Annotated in this window: 13 protein-coding genes and 1 tRNA gene; 8 read left to right on the top strand and 6 right to left on the bottom strand. The window is 71.2% G+C overall.

From position 1 onward, the window contains the following. Window position 1 precedes the first annotated feature (1 nt). Both BLU82_RS09430 and polA read right to left on the bottom strand, forming a co-directional pair. Window positions 2-1261, bottom strand: a complete 1260-nt coding sequence (locus BLU82_RS09430) for a lytic transglycosylase domain-containing protein (protein ID WP_092618934.1) — start codon at window positions 1259-1261, stop codon at window positions 2-4. Between the two features lie 311 nt (window positions 1262-1572). Then, window positions 1573-4263 (bottom strand): DNA polymerase I, encoded by a 2691-nt coding sequence (gene polA, locus BLU82_RS09425; RefSeq protein WP_092618930.1) that lies wholly within the window; start codon window positions 4261-4263, stop codon window positions 1573-1575. Window positions 4264-4345: 82 nt separating this feature from the next. Here polA and BLU82_RS09420 point away from each other — a divergent pair, with 82 nt between their 5' ends. The 6 genes from BLU82_RS09420 to BLU82_RS09395 all read left to right on the top strand — a co-directional run bounded on the left by BLU82_RS09420 (window position 4346) and on the right by BLU82_RS09395 (window position 9850). Then, window positions 4346-4780 carry a PaaI family thioesterase gene (locus BLU82_RS09420; RefSeq protein WP_092618927.1) on the top strand — a complete coding sequence of 145 codons (435 nt, stop codon included), beginning with the start codon at window positions 4346-4348 and terminating at the stop codon, window positions 4778-4780. Between the two features lie 6 nt (window positions 4781-4786). Beyond that, a complete protein-coding gene (locus tag BLU82_RS09415; RefSeq protein WP_092618924.1) occupies window positions 4787-5536 on the top strand; it encodes a DUF554 domain-containing protein in 750 nt (249 codons plus the stop codon). Between the two features lie 179 nt (window positions 5537-5715). Beyond that, window positions 5716-7074, top strand: a complete 1359-nt coding sequence (locus BLU82_RS09410; RefSeq protein WP_197682835.1) for a branched-chain amino acid ABC transporter permease — start codon at window positions 5716-5718, stop codon at window positions 7072-7074. A gap of 19 nt (window positions 7075-7093) precedes the next feature. Further along, window positions 7094-8083: a branched-chain amino acid ABC transporter permease gene (locus BLU82_RS09405; RefSeq protein WP_092618921.1), complete on the top strand. Its 990-nt coding sequence runs from the start codon at window positions 7094-7096 to the stop codon at window positions 8081-8083. Continuing rightward, window positions 8073-9074, top strand: a complete 1002-nt coding sequence (locus BLU82_RS09400) for an ABC transporter ATP-binding protein (RefSeq protein ID WP_092618918.1) — start codon at window positions 8073-8075, stop codon at window positions 9072-9074. The genes BLU82_RS09405 and BLU82_RS09400 overlap by 11 nt, the downstream gene beginning before the upstream one ends. After that, window positions 9071-9850 (top strand): ABC transporter ATP-binding protein, encoded by a 780-nt coding sequence (locus BLU82_RS09395; RefSeq protein WP_092618915.1) that lies wholly within the window; start codon window positions 9071-9073, stop codon window positions 9848-9850. Before BLU82_RS09400 ends, BLU82_RS09395 begins: the two co-directional genes overlap by 4 nt. 433 nt (window positions 9851-10283) lie before the next feature. Here BLU82_RS09395 and BLU82_RS09390 read toward each other — a convergent pair whose 3' ends face one another. From BLU82_RS09390 to BLU82_RS09375, 4 genes are all read right to left on the bottom strand, one after another. Next, a complete protein-coding gene (locus BLU82_RS09390; protein WP_092618912.1) occupies window positions 10284-12014 on the bottom strand; it encodes an amidohydrolase in 1731 nt (576 codons plus the stop codon). Window positions 12015-12302: 288 nt separating this feature from the next. Next, the gene (locus BLU82_RS09385; protein WP_092618909.1) at window positions 12303-13586 is read right to left on the bottom strand and encodes an ABC transporter substrate-binding protein; all 1284 of its coding nucleotides are present in this window, start codon (window positions 13584-13586) and stop codon (window positions 12303-12305) included. Window positions 13587-13732: 146 nt separating this feature from the next. Beyond that, window positions 13733-14875, bottom strand: a complete 1143-nt coding sequence (locus tag BLU82_RS09380; protein WP_092618906.1) for an ABC transporter substrate-binding protein — start codon at window positions 14873-14875, stop codon at window positions 13733-13735. Window position 14876: 1 nt separating this feature from the next. Beyond that, window positions 14877-15488 carry an ANTAR domain-containing response regulator gene (locus BLU82_RS09375; RefSeq protein ID WP_069114171.1) on the bottom strand — a complete coding sequence of 204 codons (612 nt, stop codon included), beginning with the start codon at window positions 15486-15488 and terminating at the stop codon, window positions 14877-14879. 66 nt (window positions 15489-15554) lie between these two features. On the opposite strand from BLU82_RS09375, the gene BLU82_RS09370 reads away from it, so the two are divergent. Both BLU82_RS09370 and BLU82_RS09365 read left to right on the top strand, forming a co-directional pair. Continuing rightward, window positions 15555-15628: transfer RNA gene (locus BLU82_RS09370), tRNA-Leu, on the top strand. Window positions 15629-15696: 68 nt separating this feature from the next. Continuing rightward, window positions 15697-16227 carry a hypothetical protein gene (locus BLU82_RS09365; RefSeq protein WP_157740754.1) on the top strand — a complete coding sequence of 177 codons (531 nt, stop codon included), beginning with the start codon at window positions 15697-15699 and terminating at the stop codon, window positions 16225-16227.

The raw sequence follows: 16227 nt of genomic DNA, 5'->3' as shown, positions 1-16227 counted from the left end.
CTCAGCGGGCGCCGAGCCGGCCGAGCCAGCGCCGCCGGCTGGTCGTGCGCGCCGTGGGCGTCGCGGTGTTCGGTGTCTCGGCCGCGGTCGGCTCGGGCGACTCCTCCGTGGGCGACGGCGAGCCGGTCATCTCCGGCGGCTCCGTCGACGGGTCCTCCGTCGGCGGCGTCTCGCAGTCGGGGTCGGTCGGCTCGCCCGTGGCGGGGTCGAGCGTGACGTCGTCAGGGCACTCGCCGTCGGGCTCCTCGGCCGGAGGCTCGGTCGGCGTCTCAGTGGGCGTCTCGGTCGGCGGATCCGTGGGCGGATCCGTCGGCGTCTCGGTCGGAGTCTCCGTGGGCGTCTCGGTCGGAGTCGGCGTCGGAGTCGGCGTGGGCGTGGGCGTCTGCGTCGGAGGCCGCGTGGGCGTCTGCGTCGGCGTCTCCGTCGGGATCTCCGTAGGAGGCGTCGTCGGCGGAGTGGTGGGAGGCGTGGTCGGCGGAGTGGTGGGAGGCGTCGTCGGGGGCGTCGTGGGCGGCGGGGTGTTCGGCGGCGTCGTCGGCTGCGGGTCGGGCGGCGTGGTGGGCGTGGGGCTCGGCGAGCCGGACGGGTTCGGCGCGTCGTTCGACGGCGGCGGCAGCGCCGGACCGGCCGGGCCGGGGCCCGGGGTGTCGGTGACGTAGCCGTTGCCGTTGTCGTAGGCCCGGATCCACGACATGACGTTCTCGACGTACGCGCTGGACGGGTTGTAGCGCAGCAGCGCCGCCCGCAGCTGCGCATCGTCGGCGAGGTTGCCACCGGCGGCGCACAGGTACTGCGCGGCGGCGAGGGTGGCGTCGAAGACGTTGTGCGGGTCGACGACGCTGTCGCCGTTGCCGTCGGCGCCGTACGCCTTCCAGGTGCCGGGGATGAACTGCATGGGGCCGACGGCGCGGTCCCAGACGGTGTCGCCGTCCCAGCGGCCGCCGTCGCTGTCGCCGATGGACGCGAAGCCGTTGCCGTTGAGGGCGGGGCCGACGATGCGCGGCACGACGTCGCCGTTGGCCGCGACCTGGCCGCCGTTGGCGTGCCCGGACTCGATCTTGCCGATGCCGGCGAGGATCTCCCAGCGCATGCCGCAGCCGGGGTTCTCGAGCGTCATCTGCGCCGCGGCGTTCTGGTACGCCTCGAGCACGATGCCGGGGATGCCCAGGCCGCTGGCGAGCGTCTGCGTGACGACACCGGGCGACGGCGTGGAGCCGACGATGAAACCGGCCGCGACGGCCGCCGCGTTGTCGGCGACCACCGTGACCGAGGCCTGACCGTCAGTCGGATCGCTGGAGACGATGGCGTCGCCGCGGCCCTGGTATATCCCCTCGGAGCCGTCGTCGCCGGGATAGTCGGACGAGGAGACCAGGGCGGTCGGTCCCGGGAGACCTGCCGCTCCGCCTAGGCAGAGAACCCCCGAGGTCGCCACGACGGCCCCAGCGGCTCGGAACACAGGTCGCAATGCGGACTCCCGTTCTCACGACGTCCCCACGAGCCTCGCATGTGATCGTCCGTTCGGTCTACCCCACAATGCAAACAGCCGACCAACGTGTGGTTTACACGGAGGACTCAGTGGCCCGCTTCGTGCCACGTACGCCCGATTCCGACCGAGACGTCGAGCGGCACCCGCAGCGGGTAGGCCGCGCCCATCTCGCGCCGGACCAGCTCCTCGACCTGGGTGCGCTCGCCCTCGGCCACCTCGAGCACGAGCTCGTCGTGCACCTGCAGCAGCATGCGCGACGCCAGCTTCTCGGTGGCCAGCGCCTGCTCGACCTTCAGCATGGCCACCTTGACGATGTCTGCCGCCGACCCCTGGATGGGAGCGTTGAGCGCCATGCGCTCGGCCATCTCGCGGCGCTGCCGGTTCTCGCTGGTGAGGTCGGGCAGGTAGCGGCGGCGGCCGAGCATGGTCTCGGTCCAGCCGACCATGCGGGCCCGCTCGACCACCTCGCTGAGGTAGTCGCGCACCCCGCCGAAGGTCTCGAAGTACTCGTCCATGAGGCCCTGCGCCTCGGCGTTCGGGATGTTCAGCTGCCGCGACAGCCCGTACGACGACAACCCGTAGGCCAGGCCGTAGTTCATCGCCTTGATCTTGGCCCGCTGCGCCGGGCTGACCTCCTCGGCCGGCACGTCGAACACCCGCGACGCGGTGACGGAGTGGAAGTCCATGCCCGACGCGAACGCCTCGATGAGCGCTTGGTCGTCGGAGAGGTGCGCCATGATGCGCATCTCGATCTGGCTGTAGTCGGCGCTGAGCAGCGCCTCGCACTCGGGACCGACGACGAACGCCTCGCGGATGCGCCGCCCCTCGTCGGTGCGGATGGGGATGTTCTGCAGGTTGGGGTCGGTGGACGACAGCCGCCCGGTGGCCGCGATGGTCTGCACGAACGTGGTGTGGATGCGGCCGTCGTCGGAGACCGAGGCGAGCAGCCCCTCGACGGTGACCCGCAGCTTGGACGCGTCGCGGTGCCGCAGCAGCGCCGCGAGGAACGGGTGCTCGGTCTTCGCGTACAGCTCGGCCAGGGAGTCGGCGTCGGTGGTGTAGCCCGTCTTGGTGCGCTTCGTCTTCGGCATGCCGAGGTCGTCGAAGAGGATGGCCTGCAGCTGCTTCGGCGAGCCGAGGTTGACGTCGCGGCGGCCGATGGCGTCGTAGGCGTCGTCGGCGGCCTTCGTGACGTTGCCGGCGAACTCGGACTCGAGCGCGTGCAGATGGTCGAGGTCGACGGCGATGCCGGCCCGCTCCATGCCGGCCAGCACACCGACCAGCGGCAGCTCGACCTGCTCGAGCAGGGTGTGGCCGCCCTTCTTGTCGAGCTCGGCCTCGAGCGCCTCGGCGAGGTCGAGGACGGCGCGGGCGCGGACGGTCTCGTCGGCGCCCAGCTGCTCTTCGTCGCCGCCGTCGAGGGACAGCTGGACGGCGCCGCCGGAGTCCTCGGCGCGCAGCTCGCGGCTGAGGAAGCGCAGCACGAGGTCGGCGAGGTTGTAGGAACGCTGGCCGGGCAGCGCGAGGAACGCCGTGAGCTCGGTGTCGGCGGCCAGGCCCTGCAGCGGCCAGCCGCGGGCGGCCAACGCGTGCATGGGGCCCTTGGCGTCGTGCATGACCTTGCCGCGGGCGGGGTCGGCCAGCCAGGCGGCGACCGCGGCGTCGTCGTCGGGGGTCAGCCCGGCCGGCTCGAACCACGCGCCGGTGCCGTCGGACGTGGCCACCGCCACCTCGGTGATCTCGCCGGTGCCGCGGGCCCAGTGGCCACGCACCGACAATCCGGCCCTGCTCTGGCCGACGTGCTCGGCCAGCCAGCCGGCCACCTCGCCGGGCTGCAGGTGCACGGCGTCGATGTCGAAGCCCTCTTCGGCCTCGGGCGCGGTGTCGGGCTCGAGGTACTCGTACAGGCGATCGCGCAGCACCCGGAACTGCAGGGTGTCGAAGAGCTGGTGGACGGCCTCGCGGTCCCACGTCTGCCGGAGGAGGTCGTCGATGCGGACGTCGAGCGGGACGTCGCGGACCAGCTCGGTGAGCTGGCGGTTGGTCATGACCTGGCCGAGGTGGGCGCGCAGCGCGTCGCCGGCCTTGCCCTTGACCTCGTCGGCCCGGGCCACGAGCTGCTCGAGGTCGCCGAACTCGACCACCCACTTCACCGCCGTCTTCTCCCCCACGCTCGGGATGTTCGGCAGGTTGTCGGACGGGTCGCCGCGCAGCGCCGCGAAGTCGGGGTACTGCGCCGGGGTGAGGCCGTACTTCTCCTGCACGGACTCGGGCGTCATGCGGGAGAGGTCGGACACGCCGCGGCGCGGGTAGAGCACGGTGACGCGGTCGCTGACCAGCTGGAAGGCGTCGCGGTCGCCGGTGCAGATGGAGACGTCGATGCCGTCCTTCTCGGCCATGGTGGCCAGCGTGGCGATGAGGTCGTCGGCCTCGAAGCCGTCCTTCTCGACGTAGGGGATGTTCAGCGCCGTGAGCACCTCTTTGACGAGGTCGAGCTGGCCGCTGAACTCCTCGGGCGACTTGCTGCGGTTGGCCTTGTACTCCGGGAACGCCTCGCTGCGGAACGTCTTGCGGGACACGTCGAAGGCCACCGCGACGTGCGTGGGCGCTTCGTCGCGCAGCACGTTGATGAGCATGGACGTGAAGCCGTACACGCCCTCGGTGTGCTGGCCCGTCGTCGTGACGAGGTTGGCGTCCTTGAGCGCGTAGAACGCCCGGTAGGCCAGCGAGTGACCGTCGAGGAGCAGGAGGCGGGGAGAATCGGATGCAGCGACCACGCGGCAACCCTAGTAGCCGGTACCGACATTGTCGCAGGGTCTGCCCGGACGACCCCGTTCCCGGCCGCGATATCGTCCGGCCATGACCGAACCGGCCCGTGACTCCGTCGACGCGTACACCCGCCAGCCCGGCGTCCCGCACGCCCCGCTCGACACCCGCATGGGCATCGAGTACGTCGAGGCCAGCGCCGAGCGGGTGGTCGCGCGGATGCCGGTCGAGGGCAACACCCAGCCGTTCGGGCTGCTGCACGGCGGCGCGTCGTGCGTGCTGGCCGAGAGCGTCGGCTCGGTCGCGGCCAACCTGCACGGCGCGCCCGACAGGTACGCCGTCGGCGTCGACATCAACGCCACCCACCACCGCGGCGTCCGGTCCGGACACGTCACCGCGGTGGCCACGCCGGCGCACCTGGGCCGCAGCTCGGCCAGCTTCGAGATCGTCATCAGCGACGACGACGGCCGGCGGGTCTGCACCGCGCGGCTCACCTGCTTCCTGATCCCGATCGAACCCGGCGACTGACGCCGGATGTTCCCGGGGTTCGGCACCGTCCTCAACGTCGTCACCGTCGTCGCCGGCTCCGCCGCCGGGCTGCTCGTCGGCCACCGGCTGCCGCAGCGCACCCGCGATGTCGTCACCGACGCGCTGGGGCTGGTCACGCTGCTCATCGCGGCGGTCTCCGCGGCCGCGGTCCTGGACGCGGGGTTCGCCGCGGAGGTGGGCGACTCCGCGACGGTGCTGATCGTGCTGGGCGCGCTGCTGATCGGCGGCATCGCCGGCTCGCTGCTGCGGATCGAGGCGCGGCTGGAGGACGTCGGGTCCGGCCTGCAGCGGCGGCTGTCGCGTGACGGCGACGGCGAGGCCCGGCGGCGCTTCGTCGAGGGTTTCGTCAGCACGTCGCTGCTGTTCTGCGTCGGCCCGCTGACGATCCTCGGCTCGCTCTCCGACGGCATGGGGCTGGGCTACGACCAGCTGGCGCTCAAGGCGACGATGGACGGGTTCGCGGCGGTCGCGTTCGCGGCCTCGCTCGGGTGGGGCGTCATGGCGTCGGCCATCGCCGTCGCCGTGGTGCAGGGGCTGCTGACGCTGGTCGGCGTCATCGCCGGGAGCCTGCTCGGCGACGCGTACGTCGCGGCGATCACGGCGACCGGCGGTCTGCTGCTCGTCGGCGTCGCGCTGCGGCTGCTGCGGATGAAGCCGCTTCCCGTAGGCGATCTGCTGCCCGCTCTACTGGTGGCACCACTACTTGTCAGTATTGTCGCTGTCATTCGCACCTGACGTGCAGGAATGCCCGAACGTCACCAACTGGTATCGGTCCGGACTCGGGGCGCCCGCAGCCACGGAGACGTCCCAGAAGCGAGTTATGCTCCGGCACGAACGTCTGACGATCGGACGACCGATCTGACGTGTGCCTGCCACACGTGCGGCCGGTCCTGGGAGCAGGAGGTACACCACACGTGCAGAAGCTGGCCAGATGTCTGGGAGCGCTGCTCGCTGTCCTGGCCGCCGTCCTGCTCGCCACCCCGGCGGTGGCCCAGGGCAGCGGCGAGACGATCCACGGCACGCTCACGTATCAGGACGCGCCGGTCGCCGGCGTCACCATCACCGTCGCCTCGGCCGACGGCGACGAGATCGGCACCGCGCAGACCGCCGCAGACGGCACCTGGGAGGTCCCGGTCCCCGGACCCGGCGACTACTCGGTGACGCTCGACGCGGCCACACTGCCGTCGACGGCGCCCGGCGTCGCCCGCGACACCATCGAGACCACCGTCAACCCGCAGCAGCGCAAGGTCGTACTGTTCCGCGTCGGCGCGCCCGAGGACGGCGGCGAACAGCCGTCACCATCGGAGTCCGAGCCGCCCGCGGGCGAGGAGGACGAGGCGCCCGGCGGCGGCAGCGCGGAGTCCGAGGCCGGCGAGGACGTCACCGCCACCACCGGCAACAACCAGCTGCTGCAGCTGTTCGTCAGCGGCCTGCGCTTCGGTCTCATCCTCGGCCTCGCCGGGTTGGGGCTGTCGCTGGTCTTCGGCACCACCGGCCTCACCAACTTCGCGCACGGCGAGCTGATCGTCTTCGGCGCCGTCGCGGCGCTGCTGCTCAACCAGGCCGGCGTGCCCGTGCTGGCGGCGGCGCTGCTGGCCACCCTCCTCAGCGCGATCTTCGGCTGGGGCCAGGACCGCGGGTTCTGGAGACCGCTGCGGAAGAAACCCACCGGGTTGATCGCGCTGATGATCATCTCGATCGGCGTGTCGCTGATCCTGCGCTACCTGACGCAGTTCATCATCGGCGGCGGCCGCGAGACGTACGACCAGTACACCTACCAGCGCCCCATCGAGATCGGGCCCGTCTTCATCACGCCACGCGACCTCATCATCATGGGCATCTGCGTGGTGCTGCTCGCCGCCGTCGCGCTGGCGTTGACCCGCACCCGCATGGGCAAGGCCACCCGCGCGGTCGCCGACAACCCGGCCCTGGCCGCCGCGTCCGGCATCAACGTCGACCGCGTCATCACCGTGGTGTGGACGGTCGGCACTGCGCTGGCCGGCCTGTCCGGCGTCTTCTTCGGCATGATCCAGGGCGTCGACTACCTCATGGGCATGCGCATCCTGCTGCTGGTGTTCGCCGCGACCATCCTCGGTGGGCTCGGCACCGCCTGGGGCGCCATGGTCGGCGCGCTGATCGTGGGCATCTTCATCGAGGTCTCGGCGTACGTGGTCCCATCGGAACTCAAGACGGCCGGTGTGCTGGTCGTGCTCATCCTGATCCTCCTGGTCCGGCCGCAGGGCATCCTCGGCCGCCGCGAGCGGGTCGGCTGAGGCGGAAGGAGCAACGACCATGGACTGGGGAAACATCCTCGAGCTGTCGCTGCGCGAGCTGATCGGCGTCCAGGCGATCGTGTTCGCCCTCGCCGCCATCGGCATCAACGTGCAGTTCGGCTACACCGGCCTGCTGAACTTCGGCCAGGCCGCGTTCGCCGCCGTCGGCGGCTACGGCATCGCCGTCATCGTCACCACCTACGAGATGTCGTTCTGGCTCGGCCTGGTGGTCGCCATCGGCGGCGCGATCGTCCTGGCGCTGCTGCTGGGCATCCCGACACTGCGGTTGCGCGCCGACTACCTCGCCATCGTCACCATCGCCGCCTCCGAGATCGTCCGCCTGGTCGGACGCTCGGCGTCGGGCCGCGACGTCTTCGGCGGCTCCGACGGCATCACCGGCTTCAGCAACACGTTCTACGACCTCAACCCGTTCACCGAGCCGGTGTCGTTCGGCCCGTTCGAGTTCCGCGAGCGGGTGCTGTGGGTGCTCACCGTCGGCTGGATCCTGGTGGCCATCTGCACGCTGGCCGTCTGGCTGCTCATGCGCAGCCCGTGGGGCCGCGTGCTCAAGGGCATCCGCGAGGACGAGGACGCCGTGCGCAGCCTCGGCAAGAACGTCTACGCCTACAAGATGCAGTCGCTGGTCATCGGCGGTGTCATGGGGTCGCTGGCCGGCGTCGTGTACTCGCTGTTCCAGGGTGCGATGCAGCCCGACGTGTACGCCACCAACTTCACCTTCTTCGCCTACGCCATCCTCATCCTGGGCGGCGCGGCGACGGTGTTCGGCCCGGTGCTGGGCGCCGCGATCGTCTGGTTCGCGTTCCAGTTCATCGACCTCGCCCTGCGCGGAGCCATCCAGGAGGGGTACATCCCTGACTGGCTGATGGATTCCAACGACACCGGAGCCGTACGATTCATGTTGACCGGCGTCGTCCTGGTGCTCCTGCTGGTGTTCCGCCCGCAAGGCATTCTCGGCGACCGGAGGGAGATCGCGCTCGATGCCCGCTGACGATGACCAGAGGACCCCGACGTCCCTGACGGCCAAGCGCGAGGCGGCGGTCGCCGCCCTCGCCGACGTGGCCCGCGAGCCCGGTGCCAAGAAGCCCGACCCGATCCTCATCGCCGACGGCGTCAAGCGGCACTTCGGCGGCCTGCTCGCCGTCGACGTCGACCACGTCGAGGTGCAGCGCGGCTCCATCACCGCCCTGATCGGGCCCAACGGCGCCGGCAAGACGACGTTCTTCAACCTGCTCACCGGGTTCGACCGCCCCAACGCCGGCACGTGGTCGTTCAACGGCCGGTCGCTGCACGGCACGCCGCCGTTCAAGGTGGCGCGCGCCGGCATGGTGCGCACGTTCCAGCTGACCAAGGCGCTGTCGAAGCTGACGGTCATCGAGAACATGCGGTTGGGCGCCACCGGGCAGCGCGGCGAGACGTTCTGGCGGGCGCTGCTGCCGTTCACCTGGCGCTCCCAGGAGCAGGAGATCACCGGCCGCGCCGACGACCTGCTGGCCCGGTTCAAGCTCGACACCAAGCGCGACGACTTCGCCGGCTCGCTCTCCGGCGGCCAGCGCAAGCTGCTCGAGATGGCCCGCGCGCTCATGGTCGGGCCGGAGCTCGTCATGCTCGACGAGCCGATGGCGGGCGTCAACCCGGCGCTCACCCAGTCGCTGCTCGAACACGTCTCCAACCTGCGCGAGCAGGGCATGACCGTCCTGTTCGTCGAGCACGACATGGACATGGTCCGCGACATCGCCGACTGGGTGGTCGTCATGGGCCAGGGCAAGATCCTCGCCGAGGGCCCGCCCGACGCCGTCATGTCCGACCACAAGGTCATCGACGCCTACCTCGGCGCCCACCACGACCAGTCGCTGGCCGAGCTGGAGGAGCAGCTCGAGACCGGCGCGCTGGCCGAGCAGGTGGCCGTCGAGCTCGGTCAGGAACCGGCGGCCGAGACCGTGGTGCCCGAAGGCGCCGCCGAGACGAAGGACGGACGATGAGCCAGCGCGAGAGCAGCACCGTCGCCGACCGCTCGGCCCGCCTGGCCGGCGCCGAGGGCGCCGTGCTGCGCGCCGACGAGGTCGTCGCCGGGTACGTCGAGGGCGTCAACATCCTCACCGGCTGCGACCTCTACTGCCAGCAGGGGGAGATCGTCGGCATCATCGGCCCCAACGGCGCCGGCAAGTCGACGCTGCTCAAGGCGCTGTTCGGGCTGGTGCGGGTGCGTTCGGGCGAGGTGCAGCTCAAGGGCGAGGACATCACCAACCTGCAGGCCAACCAGCTGGTGTCGCGCGGCGTCAGCTTCGTCCCGCAGACGAACAACGTCTTCCCCGGCCTCACCGTCGAGGAGAATCTCGAGATGGGCGTCTACCAGGCGCCGAAGACGTTCGCCGACCGGTTCGCGTTCGTCACCGACCTCTTCCCCGCCCTCGGCGACCGCCGCAAGCAGCGGGCCGGCTCGCTGTCCGGCGGCGAGCGGCAGATGGTGGCGATGGGCCGCGCCCTCATGGCCGACCCCAGCGTCATCCTGCTCGACGAGCCCTCCGCCGGCCTCTCCCCCGTCCTCCAGGACGAGGTGTTCATCCGCACCCGCGAGATCAACAAGGCCGGCGTCTCCGTCGTCATCGTCGAGCAGAACGCCCGGCGCTGCCTGCAGATCTGCCACCGCGGCTACGTGCTCGACCAGGGCCGCAACGCCTACACCGGCACCGGGCGCGAGCTGATCAACGACCCCAAGGTGATCGAGCTCTACCTCGGGTCGCTGGCCCGCGCCTGACGGTCGTTTCGGCCGCCGGTCCCGCCTTGTCGGGCCGGCGGCCTCGGCACGTCTGGCGCCAGCTCGAACCCGGCGCGCCGGCAGCCGTCGTCAGCGCCGAGTGCGGTGCCCGCCCGGCGGCTGTCGTCAGCGCGGGGTACGGCCCCCTCCCGGCCGGGAGGGCACCCACCCTACGGGCGGGCCGCGTGAACCAGGCGTGAACGCGGGCCACCGACGTCGCTTCGCACGCCAAGCGCCGGGTGCGGCGCCCGCCCGGCCGCTGTCGTCGTCAGCTCGAGGTGCGGCGCCCGCCCTGCCCCTGTCGTCAGCGCGGGGTACGGCCCCCTCCCGGCCGGGAGGGCACCCACCCTACGGGCGGGCGCCGTGAACCAGGCGTGAACGCGGGCGACGTGGCGGGCGGGGGCTCGCCGGTGCGCGAACCCCCGCCCACGTCTCATTCGTAGGGCTGGACGTTGCCCGGCGGTACGGGCGGGCCGAGGCTGTCCCACTTGGTGTGCCCGACGATCCGCTCGGGCGGCCAGGCGACCTGCCCGTTGGGCCACTTCTGCCCGGTCCGCTTGAGGAACCAGTCCGGCGGCGCGATGGCCGGCGGCTGGAAGTCGGCCGGGAGGAGGCTGGCCCACTCGACGTTCGCGGTGCGGGCGGCGTGCTCGGCCTTGATCTCGGCCACCAGCGCCGGCTGCGTGAACAGGTCGACGGCGATGGCGGCCAGGTAGCGGGCGGCGGCGATGAGGGCCGTGTGGCCCGCGTGCGACACCGTCGACCCGGTGGTCAGCCAGCTGTGGTTGGCCGTCCCGGACGGGCTGACCGGGGTGCCGAGGCTCAGCGTCGGGATGATCCAGCTGATGTCGGAGACGTCGGTGGAGCCGCCGCCGAGGAACGTCGACTCGGGCGGGCGCAGGTCGGCGACGCCGGTGCTGTAGCCGTTCTGGGCGATGCCGGCCGCGGCCTGCAGCCCCTTCCCGTACGCCTGGTCCTCCTCGGTGAACTCCGGCGCGCCGATCTGCACCATGTTGTCGTGGACGAGCTCGGCGCCGCGCTTGTTCGGGAGCTTGTTCCAGATGTTCGCGACGACGCGCTCGTGCACGTCCATCTGCATGGCCAGGCCCGCCGCCTGGGCACAGTCGCTGACCTTCTGCGCCAGGATCGCCACCCGCTCGGGCGTCGCCTCGCGGACGAAGTACCAGGCGCCGGCCAGCGCGGCGTGCACGTTGGGCGCCTCGGCGGAGTGCCGGATCGCGTGGTGGATGCGGCCCGACGGCGCCACGTGGTGCTCGCGGATCATGTCGGTGAGCATTGTCAGGGCCCGGACGGCGTTCTGCGCGTTCTTGTTGCCCAGCGGGCTGCCGCCATGGCCGTGCGTGCCGCTGAAGTTGAACGCGATGGCCTTGAGCGCGTTGTTCGAGCCGAACCCGGTGCTGGTGTTGCGGCCGGGATGCCAGTCGACGAACACGTCGCAGCCGTCGTAGACGCCCTTCATGACGTCGTAGGACTTGCCGACCAACTGCTCCTCGGCCGTCGACCCGAAGAACTTGACGGTGCCGTCGAGCCGGTGCCTGCGCAGGGCGTTCGCCACCGCCACGGCCGCTCCGGCCGCCGCCGCGCCCAGCGCCGAGTGGCCGCAGCCGTGCCCGTACCCGTAGTTCGGCGAGTAGGGGTCGTCGTGGTACACCAGCGGGTCGTGCTCGGTGGACCCCTTCTTCTGCGAGACGCCGGGCAGCGCGTCGTACTCGCCGCTGAACCCGATGACGGGGCTGCCGGTGCCGTTGCTGAACGTCGCGACGAACGTCGACGGCAGGCCGCCGACCGCCCACTGGATGCGGAAACCGGCCCGGCGCAGGAAGTCCGCCTCCGCGAGCGCCGAGTTCCATTCGGCCAGCGACGGCTCGGCATACTCCCAGATGGTGTCGTTGAGGCCGGTGATCGCGTCGGCGGTCCGGTCGATGACGCCGAGCGCGGTGTCCTTGGCGTTGCTGTCCAGCGCGAGGCCGGTGGGCGCCTCGTAGTTGTCCGGGCTGACCTCCGCGGCGGCGTACGCGGCCTGCCGCCCGGTGAGCCCTGGGACGACGGTCGCGGCGGCCGCCGCGGCGGCGCCCATGCCGATCGCGTGGCGTCTGCTGAATTGCGGGCTGCTGACGGGTTCGTTGTGGTCGGTGTCGCACATCGCAATCGCTCCTCACTGCGGCCCGCGAAGGGCCGGGCAGGCGGCTGAGCTGCGGGGATGAGCGGCGTGGCGCCGTCGCCGGGACCGCTTGCCAGGACGCGACCAGAGTGGTCGCGTCGAGGCATGACGGATGTCGAATTGGTCGGCTGGAGCTGATTTCGGCGCCTTGAACCGGAAGGTACAAGAGCACTGTATAAAATGTCAACGGTCGTATCACGGTCCGGCGTGGGCACGCGAAAAGGCCCCGCCGGGCACGCCCGGCGGGGCCTTCGCGGTGCTGACGTCAGGTCACTGCGACATCGTCCGCTCGACGAAGTCGATGGGCGCCGTGTTGTTCGTGGCGTCGTACTGGTACACGCCGATGGTCGCCGTCTCGGGATCGCCGGCGTCGGTGAACTCGATCGGGCCGGAGACACCGTCGTAGTCGATGTCCTCGCCGTCGGCGAGCAGGTCGGCGCACTCCTGGAATGCGGTGCACTTGGTGCCACCGCGCGAGACCTCGACGAGGTTGTCGGCGATGTCGCGGCTCTCGACCGAACCGGCCTGGACCGAGGCCAGCGCCAGCAACATGGCCGCGTCGTACGACTCGGGGCCGTAGTTGAAATCGACCAGCTCGGGGTCGACCTCGAGCAGCCGGTTCCGGAACTCGTCACCGATCTCCGCGCCCGGCTGGGTGCCCTTGTTGCCTTCGAGCAGCCCCGCCGGCAGCTGGTCGCCCCAGTTCGAGATGTTGCCGTCGACGAAGTACAGCGGGATCTCCTGCGGGCCGACGCCCTGCGTGACCAGCTCGGGGATGATCGTGACGGTCTCCTCGAAGCCGATCAGCGCGATGGCGTCGGGCGCCGCCGCCGCGAGCTGCGTGACCTCGGACGTGTAGTTCGACGCCTGCGGGTCGTAGACGATCTGGTCGACGACCGTGCCGCCACCGCTCTCGAGGGTCTCGGTGAGGTACTGCGCGAGGCCGTTGCCGTACGCGTCGTCGAGGTTCATGATCGCGACGTTGGCGTGGCCGTCGTTGAGGATGGTGTCGCCGAGCACCTGGCCCTGCAGCACGTCGGACGGCGCGGTGCGGAAGTACAGGCCGTCGTCCTCATACGTGGTGAAGTCGGGCGAGGTGTTGGCCGGCGAGAACATGATGGTCTCGTCCTGCACGATGCGGTCGAGCACCGTGAACGACACACCCGACGACGCGGCGCCGATGATGGCCGCGACCCCCGCCGAGAGCAGTGTCTCCGTGGACTGCTGGGTGACGGCCGAGTTGCTGGCGTCGCTGGAGTCGGTGTGCGTGACCTCGACGTCGTGGCCGAGCACGCCGCCGGCCTCGTTGATCTCCTTGATCGCGAGGTCGACGCCGGCGAACTCGGGCGGGCCGAGGAAGGCGAGGTTGCCGGTCTCGGGGAGCAGCGTGCCGAGCGTCAGGGGCTCGTCGCTGGTCGCGGTGCCGCCGTCGCCGCCGGCGCCGGGCGACTCGTCGTCCGAACCGCCGTCGTCGTCGCCACCACAAGCAGCCAGCACGAGCGAGGCCGCTCCGGCGACGGCAAGAGACCGCCACAGTCGCGATGTGCGGGTCATGAGATGTCTCCTTCGCCGAGCCGGCCGCCGTCACCAGCCGCCGGTTGGGTCTGCGATGATTTCCGAAACCTATGCCGTGCGGAGGCGCATGCGTAGTAGTGGTGGCCAACCAGGATCATCTTGTTAGAACACTGTGACCTTGGACATCATCCGTCAACACCCACGACTTCCCAGGCTTCTTCCCGCAGGACGCTGAACCGCACGCCGCCTCCGGAGCGGTCGCCGTACTCGTCGAACGAGACCTCTCCGGTGGCCCCTGCGAAGTCCAGCTGGCGCATCTCGCCGAGGCAGCCGCGGCGGGCCGACGACGCCGAGCTGGCGGGCGGCAGGCAGCGCGCGAGGACCGTGCCGACCGCCGTCCCGGCGTCGTAGGCGGCCGCGCCGAACTCCCCCAGCGGCACGCCGAGATCCTCGGCCAGCCGGCCCGACCGCACCCCGGCCGTCGCGTCCAGCTCCGCCGGCTGGGCCCGGACGGCGCCGTCGGCCGCGTCGTCGGCGAAGTCGCCGCCGAACGCCGTGGCGCCGAGCAGCGTCGCCTCCAGCCCGGACGCGCGGACCTGACGGTCCGTCTGCACCGCGACCTCGCGGTCGCCGGCCACGAACACCGCGGTCGCGCCGTCGGCCTTCGCCTTGGCGACGACGGCGGCGACGTCCGCGCCGCTGGCCACGACCTTGCCGCCGAGCTCGTCGACGGCCGCGGCGAACGCCTGCGCCTCGGCCGCGTCTCCCCCGTCGACGACGGCGACGTTCTGCGCGCCCAGCCCGCTGACGGCGTACCGGGCCAGCGCCGCGGCCGGCGCCTCCGCGCCCACGGCGGTCCGGAAGTAGGAGCGGTACGGGCGCAGCGGCGCACTCGGATCGGCGCCCAGGGTGTGCGCCGGCACGACGTCCGCGGGCGACACGAACAGCACGTCGTCGCCGTCGAGGATCGGCTGCGCAGCCCGCACCGCCGCCGTGTTCAGTCCGCCGACCACCGCGACCGCGTCACCGTCCACCAGTTCGGTGACGGCGTCGGCCGCGGCCTCGCCCTTCTCGCCCTCGTCGACGGCGACGACCTCGACCGTCCAGCCGCCGATATCGCCCGCGGTCTCCTCGACGGCAGCGCGGACCGCCGCCAGCACCGCCTCGCCGTCGGCCTGCTGCCAGCCGGTCTCCGGCACCAGCACGCCGACGGTCGCCGTCTGCGCGCCGGCGTCGTCGTCGCCCAGCGCTCCCAGCATGCCGCAGGACGAGAGCAGCGCGGCAGCCGCCGTCAGCGCGGCCCACCCCGCGCTACGACGCAACGACATGTCAGCTCTTCGACTCGCCCTCGGACTCGGACAGGACGACCTTCGCCACCTCGCGCATGGACGTGCGCTTGTCCATGGCCGCCTTCTGGATCCAGCGGAACGCGTCGGGCTCGCTCAGCCCGTACCTCGTCTGCAGGACGCCCTTCGCGCGGTCGACCAGCTTGCGCGTCTCGAGGCGGTCGTTGAGGTCGGCGACCTCGTTCTCGAGCAGGGTGATCTCTTCGTGCCGCGACAGCGCCATCTCGATGGCCGGCACGAGGTCGGCCTTGCTGAACGGCTTGACGAGATACGCCATGGCGCCGGCCTCGCGGGCACGTTCGACGAGATCGCGCTGGGAGAACGCGGTGAGGATGAGCACGGGGGCGATGCGCTGCTCGACGATGCGGGCCGCGGCCGAGATGCCGTCGAGCACCGGCATCTTCACGTCCATGACGACGAGGTCGGGGCGGTGCTCCTCGGCCAGCCGCACGGCGCTGGCGCCGTCGGCGGCCTCTCCCACCACCTCGTAGCCTTCTTCACCCAGCATCTCGATGAGGTCGAGGCGGATGAGCGACTCGTCCTCGGCGACGAGAACACGTCGGGCGGGCGCGGCTGGCGTAGGCGTTTCGGTCACCCGGGAAGCCTACTCGGCGCATGTTACGGATAAGGGTAGGCTGGGCCCCTGTCGCCGCCGGAGCGCGGCCCGGTAGGCAAATTGGCAAAGCCGGCGCACTCAAAATGCGTTGTTTGCGGGTTCGAGTCCCGCCCGGGCTACCCCTTCTGACCTGTGGCTTCAGCCGAATGAAGTGGCGCTGAAGTCGTCGCCTCTACGGTCCCGGTCCATGAGATTCAGAATGAAGCATCGGACGCCAGGCGCGATCCCCCGGCTGGCGGCCGGCCTCGTCGCCGGTCTCTTTCTCGTCAGCGGGCTGATCGGTACGGCCGCGGCCGTACCGGACGCCGCGCCGGTCAGGTCGGCGGTGACCGCCGGCGACTACTGGTGCCACATGCCGTACATCACCCACAAGCCGGCGACCAACAAGAAGACCGGCTACAACGTGTACACCAGCCGCGGCCGCATCATGCTGCGGCACGGTTACGTGACCATGCCGGGCTGCACCACCCGCTGGGCCTCGACCTGGGCCGCCGTGACCGACGGACCCGGCAGCATGTACATCGTCCTCGAGATCGACTACGAGGGCGACCGGGTCGCCAACCGCCGGTTCTACGAGAAGATCTCCGAATCGGCGTGGACGATGAAGGTCGCCCACTGGGGCATCTACGCGGGCAGTTACATGCGGGCCTGCGTCGCGAAGGACCCCACGCAGACCTGCAGCTCGTCCTACGCGACCAGCTGGTGGACGACGCCCTGA

Source organism: Jiangella sp. DSM 45060 (assembly GCF_900105175.1).
Lineage (GTDB): Bacteria > Actinomycetota > Actinomycetes > Jiangellales > Jiangellaceae > Jiangella.
This window is presented reverse-complemented; position numbering and strand designations above follow the sequence as displayed.